The following is a 16,691-nucleotide window of genomic DNA, read 5'->3' as shown; positions in this document are numbered from 1 at the left end:
CGCCAGGTCGTGTCGCGATCTTGAGAGGGAGAGGGAAAGAAACCCTACCGAAACGTTTTCGCCGGTCTTTCGCACATGCCCAGAATCGCCATAATGAGGCTGCTGGGGGCGCTCTATATTTGATGGGAGATGAGATGGCTGGACGACTGTGCGCAGTGTGGCTGGACGAGCCCACTGTGATACCGCCCGACTTCCTTGTTGAGGTTAGGAGAATTTGTGAATTTCGGGTATTCACCGGCCATCCGGATCAGGATGAGGTGGTCCGGCGCCTGCGTGGTGCCGACATAGCCGTCGTCGAGTGGACGGCCTTCGGAGCGGAGTTGCTGGAACGGCTCGAATCGGTGCGTTATCTCTGTCTGGTCACCACCGCGGCCGATCACATCGATGTGGCCGCCGCCGCCAGGCGAGGCATCGTCGTCACGAGTTGCCCTTCCTACAGCGCCGCGGCCGTCGCTGAGTACGTGCTGGCCGGCCTGGTCACCGCCGACCGTTCCCTGCCCGCCTCCAGGGATGCGGCCAGGCGGGGGGAGTCGCACCTGTACGGGCCGTTCCGCGGCCGAGGGCTCCAGGGGGCGACCCTCGGCCTGGTCGGAGTCGGCCGCATCGGCAGGCAGGTGGCCGCCCGGGCGGCGGCGTTCGGCATGAGCGTGGTGGGCTGCAATCGCTCGGGAGGGGCGGTGCCAGGCGTTCGGATGTCGAGCCTGGCCGAGGTTCTCCGGTCCGCGGACTTCGTGTCAGTGCAGGTGCCGTACTCCCCGCGGACGCACCACCTGCTCGGCGCGCGGGAACTGGACCTGCTCCCCTCCCACGCCGTGCTGGTGAACGTTTCACGGGCGCGGGTGCTGGACGAGGCCGAGGTGGCCGCGCGGCTCCAGGACGGGCGGCTGCGGGCGGCCGTCGTGGACGACGTGGCCGACCCGGGGACGTCGCGGTTGCCCGGCCTGCCGAACGCCTTCGTCACGACCGGCATCGCCTGGTTCACCGACTCGTCGATCCAGGCCAACTTCGACGAGCTGATCCGGACCATCAGGTCCTGCTGCGAGGGCAGCCCGATCAACGTGTTAGCCGCGCTCGGCTGAGGGGAGCGCCAGCGCCACCACCGCGCCGACCGCGCATAGCACGGCGGTGATGAGGAAGATCTCCGAGTACTCGGTGTGCAGGGCCGCCTTCACCGCGGCCTCGTATTCGGCCAGCCGCCGGGTGAACTCGTCCGGGGCGATGCCGAACGGCAGCGGCGTGTCCAGGTCCGCGGTGAGCGACTGGAAGCGGTGAAAGCCCCAGGCGGACAGGGCGGCCACGCCGAGCAGCATGCCCATCATCCGGGCGACGACCACGGCGGCGGAGGCGACCCCGTGGCGTTCGGCGGGCACGGTCCGCAGCACGGCTGAGGACACCGGCGCGATCACCAGCCCCAGCCCGAAACCGGCCACGACCAGGTCCACATCGACCCGGGTCAGATGATCCCCCAGCTCGACCGGCCACTGCCAGATCCTGATATATCCGGCGACGGCGATGGCCAGCCCGGCCACCGACACCAGCCGCTCCCCGAACCGCCGCGCCAGCCACCCCCCGGCCAGCGCCGCCACCGCCAGCGCCACCAGGAACCGGGTCAGCACCAGCGCGCCGCCCACCGGATCCACGCCCAGCAGCGTCTGCGCCACCAGCTGCACGTCCACCAGCGTCACCAGCAGCGCGGCTCCGGCCAGGAAACTCACCCCGAGCGTGGCCAGCAACGGCCGCTTCGGCACCCCCGACAGGTCCAGCAGCCGCACCGGCGACCTGATCTCCCACACCACGAACACGACCAGCACCACCGCGCCCGCCAGCACGCACGGCAGCCCCCACGACGGCAGCACGGTCTTCTCCGGCGTCGGGTTGTACAGTCCCGCCACCAGCAGCCCCAGCGCCACGGCGAGCAGTGACCCGCCGACCACGTCGATCCGCACCCGCTGGTACGGCTCACGCCCGCCGGGCACCCAGCGCTGCACCGCGATCGCCGCCGCCAGCGCCAGCGGCAGGTTGACCCAGAAGATCGTCCGCCAGCCGAACAGGGGCAGCGCGGCGAGGGCGGCGCCGTACAGCGGGCCGAGGACGCTGCCGAGCTCCTGCGCCGCCCCGACCACGCCGAGCGCGACCGGCCGGGTCCTGGCATCCCACAGGTCGCCGATCAGCGCCATCGTGATCGGCAGCAGCGCCCCGCCCGCGATGCCCTGCAGCGTGCGTCCGGCCACCAGCAGCGGCATCGAGTCGGCCAGGGCCGTGATCAGGGAGCCGGCCGCGAAGCCCGCCAGGCAGGCGTGGATGAGGGGGCGCCTGCCGTACCGGTCGGAGAGCTGGCCGAGTAACGGCATCGCGGCCACGTAGCCGAGCAGGAACCCGGTCACGATCGGCGTCGCCCGCTCCAGCCGGTTCACCGGCACGTCCACGTCGGCCGCGATGTCGATCAGGACCGTCACCACCACGTACGCGTCCAGCGCCGCCAGCAGCACGGCCGCGCCGCCGACGCCGAGGGCGACCCCGCGGCCGCGCAGCGCGCTCTCGACCGGCCCGGTCACGACAGCGGGGGAGCGGTGACGGTGACCGGCGCGTCGTAGTCGGCCAGCGTGACGGTGATCGTGCCGCCGGTGACCGGGAGGTCGATCCTGGTCAGGCGGCTGGAGGCCTTGTCGATCAGCAGCGTGCCCTGCGCGGTCTGGTCGATGCCGGGCACCACCTTCTTCAACGCCTCAGGCGGCAACTTCACCCCCACCTTGTACGCGTTGCCCTCCTCGCCCTCCACCGTGACCTCCTGGGCGGTGGCCAGCAGCTCCGGCACGCCCGCGATCACCGTGCCCGGATCGTAGAAGGCGGCCAGCTGCGCCCGGGTCATCGACTTCTGGTAACCCCCGGTCGGGCCCTTCAGGTAGACGTCCTCGCCGACCAGCACGAACTCCAGCTCCTGGAGCGTGCCGATCAGCTCGATCTGGATCGTCCCCTTCGCGTCCCCGGCCCGGGTCAGGCTGCCCTCGGCCCGCTTCACCTGAATGGCGGGCTTGCCCTCCGTGGTCAGCGTGAACGCGACCGTCTTGACGGCGGCCATCGCGGCACCCGATTTCACCAGCAGCTCGGGCCCCGACGGCAGATCGGAGGAACTGCACGCCGCCCCGAGCAGCAGGCTCGCGCCGGAGAGGATCGTCCAGAGGATTCTTCGCACAGCCGGATAGTAGCCACTCCCGGGCCATCCGGGGCGCGGGCTATTTGCCCTGGAGCTTGGCGATGACGGGGGTGTAGATCTCGTCCAGCTCCGCCACCTGCGCCGGGGTGAGCAGGTCGATGAAATGGCGGCGCACTCCCGCCACGTGATCCGGCGCTACCCGCTGGATGGTGTCCCAGCCCTTGCCGGTCAGCACCGCGAACGTGCCCCGCCGGTCGTCCTCGCAGTTCTCCCTGGTCACCAGGCCCGCCGCCTCCATCCGGGAGATCTGGTGGGACAGCCGGCTGCGGGACTGGATCGTCGCGTCGGCCAGATCGCTCATCCGCATCCGCCGGTCGGGGCTCTCCGAGAGGTTGACCAGGATCTCGTAGTCGTTGAACGACAGCCCGTGCTCCTGCAGCTCGCGGTCGAGCCGGTGGGTGAGGAGCCGGTGCGCCGCCAGGTGGGCACGCCAGGCCGACTGCTCAGCTGGGCTCAGCCAGCGGGGATCTGCCATTCCTCCAGCATAAAGATCGTGTACGCCTGCCGCGTACCCCGGTCCGCCGATCCGGAGGATCGGCCGATATCACTTCATCCGCCCATCAGGCGGAGCTCGCCCGGCTCGTTGAAGATCGCGGTGGCCATCACCGTGCCCGCCGTCCACTCCAGCAGGTGGCGGCCGTCCCACTGGTGGCTCCTGCCCTCGAAGGGCAGCTTGGACAGGTCCACCTCGCGGAGCCGGTCCAGGGCGAGCTCGCCCCGCTTGACCAGGGCCTCCTTGCGGACCCACTGGCGGATCAGCTTGCGGTTGTCGAGGCCGACCAGGTCGGCTTCCGCGGGCGTGAGGGCGAGTGCGATCAGGTTCTCGTCGGCCCGGCCCGCGGTGGCGTGCTCGGCGTCCACGCCCACCTTCCCCAGGCCCGCGGCGGCCGAGACGTATCCGGCGGTGTGGGCGAGGCTGACCGACAGTTCGGGGGCCTCGGCGATGGACGGGCGGCCGTGGGCCCGGCCGCAGCGTTCGCAGGACTGCACCACGGTGAGCACGCAGGCGCGCACGCCGAGGAGTTCGGCCGCGCAGTGCCGTACCAGAAGGTGGGCGGCGACGAAGTCGAGGCGGTCCTGTTTGCGGGTGAAACGTCCGGCCCGGTCCTGTTCCGCTTCGGTGAGCGTCCCGCCGACGGCGTCGAGGACTTCGTCGGTGTAACCGGCGACGGCCAGAGGGGCGCGCATCACCCAAGCCTAAAGAAGGCGTGTGTCGATCAAGTGAACTACAGGGGGTAGCGGGGATTCACGCTGCCGAAAGTGGGCAGCCAGGAACCTTGACGCAGGGTCACTGGGGGTTGTCCCCTGTGTGGACAGGATTTGCCTTTTCGGACGCTTAGCCGGGATCCGAAAAGGGGATCCCCACCTGTACCCCCGGCAGGAAGGGTGTGGTGTCGGTTGCTGATCGGTACGATCTTGCAGGGTAAGGGAGCCGGTGTCGTTACCGTGGCTCCGCAAGCCACGGTCGCGGAGTTGCTCGGCGTGCTCGCGGAGCAGAACATCGGCGCGGTGGTGGTGTCAGAGGACGGAGCCACCATCGCCGGAATCGTCTCAGAGCGTGATGTCGTGCGGCATCTCCACCAGCGTGGCTCGGATGTCCTGGGCGGCCCGGTCTCTTCCATCATGACCTCCGAGGTGCGCACCTGCGCCCCGGACGCCAACGTGGAGGACCTCCGCCAGACCATGACCAACCACCGGATCAGGCACGTCCCCGTCGTACGGGACGGACGGCTCGTCGGCATCGTCAGCATCGGCGACGTCGTGAAGAGCGCCATCGAAGAACTGGAATCCGAACGGGAGCACCTGGTCGGCTACCTGCGCGGCTGAAACCACGTTCGTTAGCACGGGACGGGCCCGGCGGATAAACCGCCGGGCCCGTCTTCATGCCGTGCTACTGGACTGTGATGTTGTCCACCTCCACGGTGATGCCCTTCACCTGATCGGTGGAGGTCGCGGTGGTGACCGTGCCGGTGCCGCCGGCCACGCCCTTGACCTTCAGCGTGTACGTCAGCGACTCACCGGGAGCGCCAGGCGTGCTGGTGATCCGGTAGTCCGACGTGACCCCGGTGCCGGCCGGAAGCTGGCTTCCGGCGGAGCCGTCGGTGTTCTCGGCGCCTACGGTCAGCCCGTACGCGTCACCCGGGTAGGGCAGCGCGCCCGGGTAGGCGTAGGTGATGTCCTCGACGCCGTTGACGCCGATCCACTGCTGGAAGACCCGCTGGGTGCTCGTGCCGAACAGGTTGAGCCGCCATTCCAGGACGATCCAGTCGTCGACGCCGTCCGTGAGCACGGTGGCGTAGATGCCGGGCGCGCCCGTGCCGTCGAGGTCCGTCCAGAACGGCGCCAGCACGCCGTTCGGCCGGGCCGCGTTCGGTAGCGTCTGCGGCGTGAACTGGATGTCCGCCGAGCCGTTGGTGCCGCCCGCCACCGCGTATCCGTTGGAGGTGACGCCGATCCGGGTGAACGTCTGCCCGGCGAACTGGAACGGCGGGACGGTGAAGTTCAGCGCCTGCTCGTCCCCGACCGGTATCGCTGCGGTGAACGCGTCCAGCGGGATGTAGCCGAACAGCTCGCCGGGGGCGATGACCGGCCGGTCGGGCTGCCGGCCGTTGAGCGTCACCTGGGTGGTGGCGGTCTGGGTGTCCACCTGGGTGGCCCCGGTCACGCTGTTGAGGCGGAGCTTGGAGTTCAGCGTGCTCTGCGCGGTGACCTCGGTGTCCTCCAGCGTGTCGTTCGTGACGGTGACCGTACAGGTGGACTCGCCGGCGTTGCGGACGATGGTGGACGGCGCGCAGTCCTGCTCGATCGGGATCGCGCCCTCCTTGCGGAAGAACGCCACCGGCAGGCGGTGATCCTTGTTCCCGTCCTCCTGCCGGAGGTCGATCTCCCCGAAGTACTGCCCGTCCGGCAGGTCCGGCGCGCTGATCGTGATGGTCAGCTCGAGGCTCCCGCCCGCCGGCACGTCGAACTCCGCCGGCGAGACCGTGATGGACGCGCCGCTGGTGGTCTTGCCGCGCGCGGTGTAGGAGACGGTCTCGTCGGTGACGTTCTTGACGGTGCGCTTGGCGGTGATCACGCCCGGCATGGTGGGCGCGTTGATCGACGGCAGGTTGAGGTCGATCCGGTTGAGCGGGTCGTCCGCCGAGGCCACGAAGTTGGCCGCGGTCTCGTCGAGCGTGAGGACCGCGTCGTAGGCCTCGCCCAGGTCGATCCGGCCGCCGCCGGTGTCGAACGGGTCGGCCGGGGTGACCCGGTCCTCCTTGGTGACGTTGGTCCGCGCCGTGGTCTCCAGCGCCGACTTGACCTGCCCCGGCGTCCAGTCCGGGTGCAGCGAGCGCAGCAGCGCCGCCGCGCCCGCCACGTGCGGCGAGGACATCGAGGTGCCGGCGATGACCTGGAACAGGTTGCCGGGCGGACCCTCCAGCGGCGACTCCGGTGTCGGCGTGGTCCCGGCCAGGATGTGCAGGCCGGGCGCGGTCACGTCCGGCTTGAGGAAGTCCCCGCCAGGCCCGCGCGAGGAGAACGTGGTGATCGAGTCACGCTGCCAGTTGGCCTTCGTGCCCTGGGTGAACGTGGCCGTCGCGCCGGGCGTGGCGGCCAGGTGCGCCAGCAGCACGTCGGTGGCCGGCTTGTCGATGTGGACGGCCGGCAGCCAGTGGTTGTCGGTCATGATGTCCAGCGGCGTGCTGTTGTAGAGGATCATGCCGGCCGCGCCGCCCTGCCTGACGGCGAAGCCCTTCAGCACCCGGTTGGGCCCGCGCTCACACGCCACGATCTTCCCGGTGAACAGCCCGGGCGGCGCCGGGTTGATGCACAGCGGGTCGTTGTACGGCGGCGCCGACGCCAGCACCACCGGCGCGGCCGTGTCGATGCCGGCCGTGATCGAGGCGCCCTTGATCGTCGGCCCGCCGGTGAAGGTGATGGTCGACTCGAACGTGCGCTTCTGCGTGGAGGCGGCCACCGTGGTCAGCCACGGCCCGCGGTGGTCGGTCGTGCCCGCGCCCGGCCCGGAGTTGCCCGCCGAGGCCGCCACGAAGATCCCCGCCGCGTAGGCGTCGAGGAACGCCAGCTCCACCGCGTCGCTGTACGGGTTCGCGCCACCGGAGATGGAGAAGTTGATCACCTTCACGCCGTCCAGGATGGCCTGCGCGATCGCCTGGACCGTGTCGGTGGAGAAACAGCCCTCCGCGCCGCACACCTTGTAGACGGCCACGTGCGAGGCGGGCGAGATGCCGTGGATCTTCCCGCGCGAGATGCCGAGCGGGTTGGCGTCCGCCACCGGGCCGCCCGCCGACGTGCTGGCGGTGTGGGTGCCGTGCCCGTTGGAGTCACGCGCGCTGGTCGGGTAGACGTCGCCGCCGACGACCGCGTTGTAGGTGGCGAGGAACGGCTGCCCCGAGATCAGTTTCCGGTTGCAGACGAACACGTCCGTGGCCGGGGTCAGCGGGTTGTCGCCGAAGTTACAGGTACGCGGCGTCCCGTCGGCTTTCGCCGGGGGAACCGGGATCTCGGCGGTCTCCGCGAAGGACGGGTGCTCCGGCCACGCCCCCGAGTCCAGGATGCCGACGATGACACCCTTGCCGGCGGACGGCGCGCCGCCGAGCTCGTTGTAGACGGGGGTGGCGCCGATGGCGTCCGGGCTGGAGTCCGTCAGCGGCTTCTCCAGCGTGTCCTCCTGCACGGCCGCCACGCCCGGCAGCTTCAGCAGGTCCTTCGCCTCGTTGGCGGGCAGGGTGAGCGCGACGCCGCCGTACACGGTGCGCAGCTTCTGGCCGACCTTCGCGCCCGCGACCTCCTCGGGCAGGGCGGCCAGGAACTCGTTCTCCACGCCCTCGATGTGCTTGACGTACTTCTTGGCGTCCGCGCTGTCGGGGTCCAGCTCCTCCCCGGTCACCGCCGGGCTGGTGCCGGGCAGCCCGCTCAGCCCGCCCTTGTAGGCGGCCAGCGAGTCGTAGTCCAGCTTCACGACAACGTTCACGGGCTCCGAGGAGCTCGACTTCAGCAGGCTCTCGTCACTCTTCGCCAGCTGCCCGGTGGCCGACTTGGCGCCGTACACGAGCTCGGGCGTGCCCAGCGGCTTGGCGCTGAGAGAAGGTTTGGGGGAGGGAGTGGGATCGGCCGTCGCGGATCCCGCGGGGACCATCGCCGCGACGAGGCCCAGAATGGCCGCGGCACCGGTTAAACGTAAGTGTCTCGACGAGCGTGGCTTCCTTGACACGAAACCTCCATATGGGGCTGCGGGACTCGTCATCGCACAGCAAGAGGCGTCGCGCCACCCCCGGCAGGCGCCACAGGGCGCACGGAAGAGACTCAACCCTCCCCGGTGGTTGACGACGGTCCGACCACCCGCTCATGAGGCAGCCGAACCTGAAGGGAGTCTAACTACGCGGCTTTTCCCCGGCTAGATCCCTATTTGACATGCCTGGTGTCCAGATTGGGCACAGTTAGACTCGGCCCCATGAAGCTGAAGCTGGACCTCCACGACATCTTCAACAAAGGCGACCAAATCGACCGCGCCCTCAACGCGATCATCCAGGAGGCCCTGGCCAAGAAAGCCACCGAAGTCGAGATCATCCCCGGCAAAGGCTCCGGCCAGCTGAAGAAGAAGGTCCTGCGCTTCCTCGACCAGAAACACATCAAGGCCCTGTATCACCGCATCGACAAGGACGCCAAGAACCACGGCCGCTTGTTCGTCTACTTCAAACACAAGTGACATCGGGGCGGCGACCCTCCGGCCCGGGAAGTGAACCGTGTTCGGCATAATCGAACCGTGATCCAGTCTGTGGAGCGGGCGGCGTTGATTCTGCGGGCCCTGGGGGCGGGGGCGCCTCGGTTGGGGGTTACCGAGATTTCGGAGCGGGTGGGGTTGGCGAAGCCGACGGTGCACGGGTTGTTGCGGACCCTGGAGCGGCATGAGCTGGTCGTTCAGGACGCGGAGACGGGGAAGTACGCGCTGGGGCCCGCGGTGCTGCAGCTGGGGAACGCGTATCTGGATGGGTCGGAGTTGCGGGCGCGGAGTCTGTTGTGGGCGGATTCGCTGGCGCAGCGGGCCAATGAGTCGGTGTGGGTGGCGACCTTGTCGGGGTCGCGGGTGATCGTGCTGCATCACGTGTTCCGGCCGGACGACATGATGCAGATCCTTGAGGTGGGGGCGGCCATTCCGTGGCACGCGTGCGCGCTGGGGCACGCCATCGCCGCGTACCACCCGAGGATCGAGGAGCTGTTCGAGGAGCCGCTGGTCGCGCTGACGGGGCAGACGCGGACGGAACGGGAGCAGCTGGAGGAGGCGCTCACCGCGGTGCGGCGGACGGGGATGGCCGTGGAGGATCAGGAGGCGGCGCTGGGGGACGCGGGGATCGCGGCACCCGTCTTCACCAGGGGCGGGGTGGTCGCGGGGGCGATCGGGGTGGTGGGGCCGGCGGAACGGCTGCTCGGGGTTCGTCGGAACGATCTCCTGCTGGCGGTGCGGGAGTCGGCCCGGGCGCTCTCTCGTGACCTCGGGGCGCCCCGGATCACGTCCGCCTACGGGTGACCCGCGATCTGCTAATGGATGGCCCGCGATCTGGCTGCGGCTGCCTAAGCGGGAGGGGATCAGAGCTTGCCGATGTGGCGGGCTTCCTCGGCGGCGGTGAGGACGGCTTTGACGTCGGCGCCTCCGCCTGAGGTGACCAGGGCGGAGATGGCACCCTCGACGAAGGGGGCGTCGGCGAGGAAGACCCGGGGGCGGGGGTGCTCGTCGAGCAGGGTTTTCGCGGTGAGGACGGCGCTGCCGAGGTCCATCAGGAGGATGACGCCGTCGCCTTGGTCGACGGTGGCGATGGCGTCGGCGACCTTGGTGATGCTGGTGCCGAGGCGGCCGTCGTCGGTGCCGCCGGCCGCCGCGATGGGGACGTCCCTGCCGCCGATCTGGGCGGCCAGTTCGGCCACTTCCACGGCCAGCTGGGGGCTGTGGGAGATGAGCACGATGCCTACCATGTGCGGAATCCCGCCGTCCGGAGCGCGCTCAGCACCAGCGCGGTGGACGCCGCGCCGGGGTCCTCGTGACCGGCGCTGCGCGAACCCAGGTAGCTGGCCCTGCCCTTGCGCGCCTGCAGCGGAATGGTGGCCCGCGCCCCTTCCTGCGCCGCCGCCGCGACCGCGCTCAGCGCGTCCTCCGGTTTCGCCCCCTCTTGTACGGCTTGCGCCAGCGCCCGCACCGCCGGCGCGAGCGCGTCCACCATCGTCTTGTCGCCCTCCACGGCCGCGCCCAGCTTCTGCACCCCGGCCAGGGCGGCGTCCAGCGCGGCCGACAACTCGGCGAGCGAAACGTCCGGAACATCCCCGAGAGATTTGCCCATCTGGCGGAACGCCGTCCCGTACAAGGGGCCGGACGCGCCGCCGACCTTGCGGATGAGCGTGGACCCCGCGAGCATCAGCGTCGACCCGGGCGTCTCGGGCGGCGAATCGGCCAAGGCCCGCCGGACCTCCCCAAAACCCCGATCCAGGTTCGAACCGTGATCGGCGTCCCCGATGGCGGCGTCCAACTGGGTCAGATGATCACGCTGAGCCTGTACGGCTGTCGCGATCTCCTCCATCCAGGCGACGAAGAACGAGGTGTCCAAGAGAGCTCCCGGTCTGTATGCACGCAATGTGACGGATATTTCGAGTTATGCCCCCGCCTGCCGGACATTACGGCACGCCAGGAGGTGGGGATGGCCAACGAGAGATCGGCGCCGGATGCGAGGCCACCCGTGGCCGAGCCCACGAAAGGCTCGGCCACGGTGTCGAGGAACCAATGGGACAGTTCCTGGCTTGCGATGGATCGAAGCACCTCGCCCCGACGGCAGTTGCTGGTTTGTGGCGGTTCGAAGCTGCGCTCCGCTCCGACGACGGTAGTTCCTGGTTGTGGTGGTTCGAAGCCGCTCCCGTTCCGACGACAGTTCCTGTGGTGGATCGGAAGCGGTCGGACTAGCGGCCCCAGCGCAGCCCCGGGGTTTCGACCGGAGCGTCCCAGAGACGGGTGAGTTCCTCGGTCAGCGCGCACGTGGTGACGGAGAAGCCCTGCATGTCGAGGCTGGTGACGTAGTTGCCGACCAGGCTGCGTACCGCGGTGGCCCCCTTCTCCTTGAGGTAGGCCGCGACCTCGGCGTACGCGATGTAGAGCTCCATCAGCGGCGTGCCGCCCATGCCGTTGACCAGCACCAGGAGATCGCCGGAGAGCGGAAGGTCGTCGTTGATCGCGTCCATCGCCACCCGGACGATCTCCCGTGCCTCGGCGTGCGCGGCGCGGGTCCGGCCGGGCTCGCCGTGGATGCCGATGCCCAGCTCGATCTCGGATTCGGTGAGCTCGAAGGTGGGTTTCCCGGCGGCGGGGACCGTGCACGGCGTGAGGGCGACGCCGAAGGAGCGGCTGCGTTCGTTGACCTCGCGGCCGGTCCTGGCCACGTCGGCGAGCGAGGCGCCGGTCTCGGCCAGGGCGCCGGCGATCTTCTCCACGAACAGCGTCGCGCCGGTGCCGCGGCGGCCCGCCGTGTAGAGCGAGTCCTGGACGGCCACGTCGTCGTTGACAAGCACGCTGACCACCTCCACACCCTCGTCGCCGCACAGCTCGGCGGCCATCTCGAAGTTGAAGACGTCGCCCGTGTAGTTCTTGACGATGTGCAGGACGCCCGCGCCGCCGTGCACGCCCTTGGTGGCCTCGATCATCTGGTCGGGCACGGGGGAGGTGAACACCTCTCCGGGGCAGGCGGCGTCGAGCATGCCGTACCCGACGAAACCGCCGTGCAGGGGTTCGTGGCCGGAGCCGCCGCCCGAGACCAGGCCGACCTTTCCGGGGCGGGGGCCCGAGGCCCTGAATATGATCTTGTTGTCGAGGTCCACGCGGAGCGACGGGTGCGCGGCGGCGATGCCGGTCAGGGCGTCGGTGACCACGGAGTCGACGCTGTTGATGAGCTTCTTCACGGTGCCGTCCTCACTGGAGTCGTGCTCTCAACCTCTGCCCTGTTGCGCGCGACGGCAAGCCCGAGGTAGGCGAGCGCGCCGAGCAGGCCACCGGCGAAGTCACCGATCAGGTACGCGGGGAGTTGGTCCCAGCCGACCGTGCCGCCGAACGCCGCGGTCACCAGGAACGGGCCGACGTAGCGGGCCGGGTTGATGGCGGCCCCGGTCGCGGGGCCCACGATGATGATGATCGCGAACACGATGGATCCGATGGCCATCGGCGCCCAGCCGGGCACCGCCCTGCGATCGATCACCCCGAAGATCACGAAGACCAGCATGAAGGTGCCGATCGCCTCGATCAGGGTGCCGCGCAGGAAACCCGTTTCCGCCGCGTACGTGGTGACTCCGCCGCCGGCGGCTTTGGCGGCGTTCGTGCCCAAGGTCACGAAGATGGCGAGCGCCCCCGTGGCCGCGCCTACCACCTGGGCGGCGATGTAGCCGGGGACCTCGCGCCAGGGGAACTTGCCGGTGGCCGCCAGGGCGAGGGTGACGGCCGGGTTGATGTGGCCGCCGGAGATGTGGCCGATCGCGTACACGGTGCCCACGATGACCAGCATGAAGGCGAAGCTGATCACCCCGAGCTGGGCCATCGAGAAGGGCACCTGGGTGCCGGCGGCGATGACGCCCGTCGCGGCGGCGGAACCCGCCCCGACGTAGACGAGGAAGGCGGTGCCCAGGAGTTCGGCGAGGAGCTTCTGGGGGGTGGTGGGGGAGTCGCTCATGACACCGTCCAGAACTGGCGTGAACGTTGTTCGACAATGTCGAACACGATTTCATAGAAGTTAAATCGCCTGGCTCGCGCCGTCAAGACGGCATTACCGGCGATCTTTCAGAGATGGCGCCTGGCACACTGGTGGGCATGTCGAGCGCGTCGCTGCGGGCCGGGCAGCCTTCCTTCAGCGACTCCGGGTCGCTCTGCCGCGACCTGATCGAGCTGGCCACCCGCATCCTGGACGGCCACCTCGGCAGGGAAGGGCTGGTCATGCTTCGAGCTGCCCGCCCTGGCCGAGCGCAGCGCGCGGTATGCCGAGAGCGTCGTCGAGTTCGTGCTTTCCGCCGTGGGCTACCGCTCCCCGGACAAGCGCGACTGACCCGGTCACATGTTTGACACATGGGGAAACCCCCTAGCTTCGCTATATCGGCTGTTCTCGCCCGGAATGGCTCACTGGCCGGCTCCGCCGTGTCGCGAAGGGATGTGGGCATGACAACAACCAGCACCGCGACGGCCGGGTTCCACCAAGCCGCCATCGTTCCTCCCGTGCATGAGATCGTCGAGGAGATCAACGACTCGGGTCGCCAGGCTGTCGCGGACGGTGGGGACGTCGCCGACGAGGCGACCGGGTAGCGGCTGGTCGAGACCGTCCTCTACCGGCGGGCGGACGCACCCACGCCGTCCTCACCTGGAACGACCCGAAATCCGCGCCGCCGCTACCGGCGGGATCTGGCGGCCGGAGACCACCCACGAGCCGAAGAAGGCGACCATGACGGAGACGCTGTCCTCGACCCTCGCCCAGATCTTCCCCTGGCCTCGGCCGGTCATCGACCCGCCGGCCGCCTACGCCGGGCTGCGCGCGGAGAACCCGGTGGTCCGCGTCACGCTGACCGGCGGCAAGCGGGCCTGGCTGGTCACCCGCTACGACGACGTCCGGGCCATCCTGGCCGACCCCCGGGTGAGCGCCGACTCCCGCGACCCCGGGTTCCCCAACTTCGGCTTCGTGCCGGCCGAGCACGAGCGCTCGTTCCTGCGGATGGACCCGCCGGAGCACACCCTGTTCCGCCGCCTGCTGTCGAAGAACTTCATGGCCAGGCGGGTGGAGTCGCTCCGCCCCGACATCCAGCGCCTGGTCGACGAGGCCATCGACGCGATGCTCGCCCAGCCGGACCGCCCGGTCGACCTGGTGGAGCACCTGGCGCTGCCGGTGCCGTCCACCGTGCTGAGCTGGATCCTCGGCGTGCGGGCGGCGGACCGCGCGTTCTTCAACAAGGCCGCCGAGGAGCTGCTGAACGCCACCGACGTCACCGACCCCGAGGCCCTTCCGCGCGCCCTGCGGGCCAATGCGAGCCTGCGGGCGTACATCGGCGAGCTGGCGGCCGAGAAGCAGGCCCAGGAGGACCCCGGCGACGACATCCTGGGCCAGCTCGTCCTGGCGGCCCGCGACGGGGTCATCACCCACCAGGACATCATCAACAGCGGCCTGGTGCTCATCGTCGCCGGTCACGACACCACCGCGAGCATGACCGCGCTCGGCACGCTGACCCTGCTCCAGCACCCGGACCAGCTCGCCGAGCTGCGCGCGAACCCGGAGCTCATCCCGGCCGCGATCGAGGAGCTGCTGCGCTACCTGACCATCGTGCACCTGATCGTCTTGCGGGTCGCCACCGAGCCCATCGAGATCGGCGGTCAGGTGATCCCGGCCGGGGACGGGATCATCCCGCTGAACTTGTCCGCCAACCGCGACGACGCCCACTATCCGGACGCGGCGACTTTCGACATCCACCGCGGCGCCCGCGACCACTTCGCCTTCGGCTACGGCGTGCACCAGTGCATCGGCCAGCAGCTGGCCCGGGTCGAGCTCCAGGTCATTTTCGAGACCCTGCTGCGCCGGATTCCGACGCTCAGCCTGGCGGCGCCGGTCGAGGAGATCCCCTTCAAGATCTGGTCGCCCATCAACGGCGTGCTCAAGCTTCCGGTCACCTGGTAGAGGGCCGCCGCCGGCCACGCCGGCGATGGGCGAAGTCCTCCCCAGGTGCGCCCGCATGCGCTCGATATCGCCCAGCATGCAGCGCCCCCGGGCCGTGAGGAACTAAGCGGCCCTGCCGCCCGGCGTGCTGAACGTGGTCAGCGGGAAGGATTCCGCTGGGGCCGCTGGGGACCGCCCACCCGGTCCCCAGGCTTCACCGGTTCGACGGAGACGGGGAAGCGGGTGGCGGCGGCCGCCGCCAGCGACCTCAAGTGGGTGCCCCGGGAGCTCGGCGGGAACGACCCGGCCATCGTGCTGGACGACGTGCGAAGGAACGGCATCGCCCCGCAGGGGATCTCCTTGGGGGGCGTCGGGAGTTCGGCGGGAATGACCCGGTCATCGTGCTGGACGACGTGCGAAGGAACAGCATGGCCCCGCAGGGGATCTCCTTGCGGGGCGTTGCTGTTCGGGAGTGTCTTGGTGCGGACTACCTAGTAGCGCCAGTCGTCCCAGTCGTCCGAATCGTCGTCCCAGCCATCGTCCCAGTCCCTGTGAAGGCTTGGCGTCGCTGTGGTGAGCATGATCACCGCTAGCAGGACGCTGGTTCCGAGTGCTCGGATCATGAGAATCACTCCGTGACGGATTCGTCTCCGGCCCTGGGGGCTCGCCCTGGGGCCGACGGAGCGTCGCAATGGTTTCCCGGGAATCGCCATAACGGCGCGCGGTTCGGTTTCTACGCAACCACTCGATCGGTAGAGATAACCCGACGGAACGCAAATCCACGGCACACATTGGGGCAAAGATTCGGGTCCTGTGGCGGATCGCACGCCGAAGTGCAGACGCTCGCATCTCCGGCGCGTGGCGCGGAAGGATCGCCGACGCTGTGTCGCGTCGGCGATCCCAGGTGTGGTCAGCGGGCGAAGACCACGATGTTGTCGCGGTAGCTGCCGCGGGAGCGGTCGAAGGTGCCGCCGCAGGTGATCAGGCGGAGGTGGGTGCCGGATTTGGCGGTGTAGACGGCGGTGTTGGGGATGCGGTTCTTGGGGTAGCGGGCGACGCGCTGGACGGTGAAGGTAACCTTGGTGCCGTCCTTGCGATGTACGTGGATGCGGTCGCCCTTGGCGAGTTGGCGGAGGCGGTAGAAGACGGCGGGGCCGGTTTTGGAGTCGACGTGGCCGGCGATGACCGCCACGCCTTTCTCGCCGGGTTCTGGGCCCGCTTTGTTCCAGCCGACGCGGTCGAACTGGCGGGGGGCGACCAGGCGGCCTTTGCGGTCCAGGGGGAGGGCGATCACCTTGGTGGAGACGCCGATGGCGGGGATGCTCAGGCGTACCGGGTCGGCGACGTCCTTCTGGGCGGCGGCCGCGGGTTGCACTGACACCGTCTGGGGGATTTCGACGGGGATGTCGGCGGAGGCGGTGGCGCCGCAGCCGATCGTGAGGAGTGCGGCGGCGGCGGAAGTCATTCCGCCTCTGACGGTCAGGGCGCTCATCGTCAGCTCTCCGCGCTGAGCTTGCGGCGCAGCCAGAACCCGCCACCGGCGAGCATGGCCGCCCCGGCCAGCCCGAGCGGGACCAGCGGAGACGTTTCGCTGTCGGCCGTTCCGCCGAGCCCGGTGTCGACGCCGCCGCTCGGCTGCTCGTCGTCGTCGCTCAGCCCGGCGGCACCACCCTTGCCGGTGTCGACCCCGCCACTGGGGCGGTCGTCGTCGTCATCGTCGGTGGTGCCGCCCTTGCCGGTGTCGACGCCTCCACTGGGGCGGTCGTCGTCGTCATCGTCGGTGGTGCCGCCCTTGCCGGTGTCGACGCCTCCACTGG

At 69.7% G+C, this 16,691-nt stretch carries 18 protein-coding genes and 1 pseudogene; 7 read left to right on the top strand and 12 right to left on the bottom strand.

Annotation, left to right across the window (positions count from 1 at the left end; genetic code table 11):
- Window positions 1-122: 122 nt before the first annotated feature.
- On the top strand, window positions 123-1,079 hold the full coding sequence (locus tag ABGB08_RS47560; protein ID WP_347604849.1) for a D-isomer specific 2-hydroxyacid dehydrogenase family protein: 957 nt from the start codon (window positions 123-125) through the stop codon (window positions 1,077-1,079).
- On the opposite strand, the gene ABGB08_RS47555 is transcribed toward ABGB08_RS47560, so the two are convergent.
- From ABGB08_RS47555 to ABGB08_RS47540, 4 genes are all read right to left on the bottom strand, one after another.
- Window positions 1,062-2,555, bottom strand: a complete 1,494-nt coding sequence (locus tag ABGB08_RS47555) for an MFS transporter (protein ID WP_347604846.1) — start codon at window positions 2,553-2,555, stop codon at window positions 1,062-1,064. The two genes, ABGB08_RS47560 and ABGB08_RS47555, sit on opposite strands and share 18 nt — an antisense overlap.
- On the bottom strand, window positions 2,552-3,193 hold the full coding sequence (locus tag ABGB08_RS47550; RefSeq protein WP_347604843.1) for an LppX_LprAFG lipoprotein: 642 nt from the start codon (window positions 3,191-3,193) through the stop codon (window positions 2,552-2,554). The genes ABGB08_RS47555 and ABGB08_RS47550 overlap by 4 nt, the downstream gene beginning before the upstream one ends.
- Before the next feature lie 40 nt (window positions 3,194-3,233).
- Entirely contained in the window at window positions 3,234-3,689 is a 456-nt protein-coding gene (locus ABGB08_RS47545; RefSeq protein WP_347604840.1) for a MarR family transcriptional regulator, read from the bottom strand.
- A gap of 74 nt (window positions 3,690-3,763) precedes the next feature.
- Window positions 3,764-4,402, bottom strand: a complete 639-nt coding sequence (locus ABGB08_RS47540) for a phosphopantetheinyl transferase-like protein (protein ID WP_347604837.1) — start codon at window positions 4,400-4,402, stop codon at window positions 3,764-3,766.
- A gap of 210 nt (window positions 4,403-4,612) precedes the next feature.
- Here ABGB08_RS47540 and ABGB08_RS47535 point away from each other — a divergent pair, with 210 nt between their 5' ends.
- Window positions 4,613-5,041, top strand: a complete 429-nt coding sequence (locus ABGB08_RS47535) for a CBS domain-containing protein (RefSeq protein ID WP_155361933.1) — start codon at window positions 4,613-4,615, stop codon at window positions 5,039-5,041.
- Window positions 5,042-5,105: 64 nt separating this feature from the next.
- Here the strand turns inward: ABGB08_RS47535 and ABGB08_RS47530 are convergent, their stop codons facing one another.
- Window positions 5,106-8,357, bottom strand: a complete 3,252-nt coding sequence (locus ABGB08_RS47530; RefSeq protein WP_347604834.1) for a S8 family serine peptidase — start codon at window positions 8,355-8,357, stop codon at window positions 5,106-5,108.
- 315 nt (window positions 8,358-8,672) lie between these two features.
- Between ABGB08_RS47530 and ABGB08_RS47525 the strand changes: the two genes are divergently transcribed.
- On the top strand, window positions 8,673-8,927 hold the full coding sequence (locus ABGB08_RS47525; RefSeq protein WP_204045408.1) for a Smr/MutS family protein: 255 nt from the start codon (window positions 8,673-8,675) through the stop codon (window positions 8,925-8,927).
- Between the two features lie 57 nt (window positions 8,928-8,984).
- Window positions 8,985-9,746, top strand: coding sequence for an IclR family transcriptional regulator (locus tag ABGB08_RS47520; protein ID WP_347604830.1), 762 nt, complete (start codon window positions 8,985-8,987; stop codon window positions 9,744-9,746).
- A 59-nt stretch (window positions 9,747-9,805) separates the two neighbouring features.
- On the opposite strand, the gene dhaM is transcribed toward ABGB08_RS47520, so the two are convergent.
- The 4 genes from dhaM to ABGB08_RS47500 all read right to left on the bottom strand — a co-directional run bounded on the left by dhaM (window position 9,806) and on the right by ABGB08_RS47500 (window position 12,915).
- Window positions 9,806-10,189, bottom strand: a complete 384-nt coding sequence (dhaM, locus tag ABGB08_RS47515) for a dihydroxyacetone kinase phosphoryl donor subunit DhaM (protein ID WP_170321272.1) — start codon at window positions 10,187-10,189, stop codon at window positions 9,806-9,808.
- The gene (dhaL, locus tag ABGB08_RS47510; protein WP_347604826.1) at window positions 10,183-10,815 is read right to left on the bottom strand and encodes a dihydroxyacetone kinase subunit DhaL; all 633 of its coding nucleotides are present in this window, start codon (window positions 10,813-10,815) and stop codon (window positions 10,183-10,185) included. Before dhaL ends, dhaM begins: the two co-directional genes overlap by 7 nt.
- Before the next feature lie 346 nt (window positions 10,816-11,161).
- A complete protein-coding gene (gene dhaK, locus ABGB08_RS47505) occupies window positions 11,162-12,154 on the bottom strand; it encodes a dihydroxyacetone kinase subunit DhaK (RefSeq protein ID WP_347604823.1) in 993 nt (330 codons plus the stop codon).
- A complete protein-coding gene (locus tag ABGB08_RS47500; protein ID WP_347604820.1) occupies window positions 12,151-12,915 on the bottom strand; it encodes an aquaporin in 765 nt (254 codons plus the stop codon). Before ABGB08_RS47500 ends, dhaK begins: the two co-directional genes overlap by 4 nt.
- 479 nt (window positions 12,916-13,394) lie before the next feature.
- Here ABGB08_RS47500 and ABGB08_RS47495 point away from each other — a divergent pair, with 479 nt between their 5' ends.
- The 3 genes from ABGB08_RS47495 (at window position 13,395) to ABGB08_RS47485 (ending at window position 15,369) form a co-directional block, all read left to right on the top strand.
- Window positions 13,395-13,538 (top strand): hypothetical protein, encoded by a 144-nt coding sequence (locus tag ABGB08_RS47495; protein ID WP_347604817.1) that lies wholly within the window; start codon window positions 13,395-13,397, stop codon window positions 13,536-13,538.
- A 136-nt stretch (window positions 13,539-13,674) separates the two neighbouring features.
- Complete coding sequence (locus ABGB08_RS47490) at window positions 13,675-14,895, top strand: cytochrome P450 (RefSeq protein WP_347604814.1); 1,221 nt, start codon at window positions 13,675-13,677, stop codon at window positions 14,893-14,895.
- Window positions 14,896-14,940: 45 nt separating this feature from the next.
- Entirely contained in the window at window positions 14,941-15,369 is a 429-nt protein-coding gene (locus tag ABGB08_RS47485) for an aldehyde dehydrogenase family protein (RefSeq protein ID WP_347604811.1), read from the top strand.
- On the opposite strand, the gene ABGB08_RS47480 is transcribed toward ABGB08_RS47485, so the two are convergent.
- The 3 genes and pseudogenes from ABGB08_RS47480 to ABGB08_RS47470 all read right to left on the bottom strand — a co-directional run.
- Window positions 15,366-15,497: a hypothetical protein gene (locus ABGB08_RS47480; protein ID WP_347604808.1), complete on the bottom strand. Its 132-nt coding sequence runs from the start codon at window positions 15,495-15,497 to the stop codon at window positions 15,366-15,368. The two genes, ABGB08_RS47485 and ABGB08_RS47480, sit on opposite strands and share 4 nt — an antisense overlap.
- Before the next feature lie 287 nt (window positions 15,498-15,784).
- A complete protein-coding gene (locus ABGB08_RS47475) occupies window positions 15,785-16,366 on the bottom strand; it encodes a class F sortase (RefSeq protein WP_347604805.1) in 582 nt (193 codons plus the stop codon).
- A gap of 2 nt (window positions 16,367-16,368) precedes the next feature.
- A pseudogene (locus ABGB08_RS47470) lies at window positions 16,369-16,691 on the bottom strand (hypothetical protein); the annotation flags it as partial.

Source organism: Acrocarpospora sp. B8E8, assembly GCF_039871605.1.
In the GTDB taxonomy this organism is placed as follows: domain Bacteria; phylum Actinomycetota; class Actinomycetes; order Streptosporangiales; family Streptosporangiaceae; genus Acrocarpospora; species Acrocarpospora macrocephala.
This window is presented reverse-complemented; position numbering and strand designations above follow the sequence as displayed.

Excerpts from the sequence above, each read along its gene's own strand:
- ABGB08_RS47560 (WP_347604849.1), top strand. The coding sequence starts at position 123 with ATGGGAGATGAGATGGCTGGACGACTGTGCGCAGTGTGGCTGGACGAG.
- ABGB08_RS47495 (WP_347604817.1), top strand. The coding sequence starts at position 13,395 with ATGACAACAACCAGCACCGCGACGGCCGGGTTCCACCAAGCCGCCATC.
- ABGB08_RS47530 (WP_347604834.1), bottom strand. The coding sequence starts at position 8,357 with ATGGTCCCCGCGGGATCCGCGACGGCCGATCCCACTCCCTCCCCCAAA.
- ABGB08_RS47545 (WP_347604840.1), bottom strand. The coding sequence starts at position 3,689 with ATGGCAGATCCCCGCTGGCTGAGCCCAGCTGAGCAGTCGGCCTGGCGT.
- ABGB08_RS47540 (WP_347604837.1), bottom strand. The coding sequence starts at position 4,402 with ATGCGCGCCCCTCTGGCCGTCGCCGGTTACACCGACGAAGTCCTCGAC.
- ABGB08_RS47525 (WP_204045408.1), top strand. The coding sequence starts at position 8,673 with ATGAAGCTGAAGCTGGACCTCCACGACATCTTCAACAAAGGCGACCAA.
- ABGB08_RS47500 (WP_347604820.1), bottom strand. The coding sequence starts at position 12,915 with ATGAGCGACTCCCCCACCACCCCCCAGAAGCTCCTCGCCGAACTCCTG.
- ABGB08_RS47490 (WP_347604814.1), top strand. The coding sequence starts at position 13,675 with ATGACGGAGACGCTGTCCTCGACCCTCGCCCAGATCTTCCCCTGGCCT.
- ABGB08_RS47480 (WP_347604808.1), bottom strand. The coding sequence starts at position 15,497 with ATGATCCGAGCACTCGGAACCAGCGTCCTGCTAGCGGTGATCATGCTC.
- dhaM (WP_170321272.1), bottom strand. The coding sequence starts at position 10,189 with ATGGTAGGCATCGTGCTCATCTCCCACAGCCCCCAGCTGGCCGTGGAA.
- ABGB08_RS47475 (WP_347604805.1), bottom strand. The coding sequence starts at position 16,366 with ATGAGCGCCCTGACCGTCAGAGGCGGAATGACTTCCGCCGCCGCCGCA.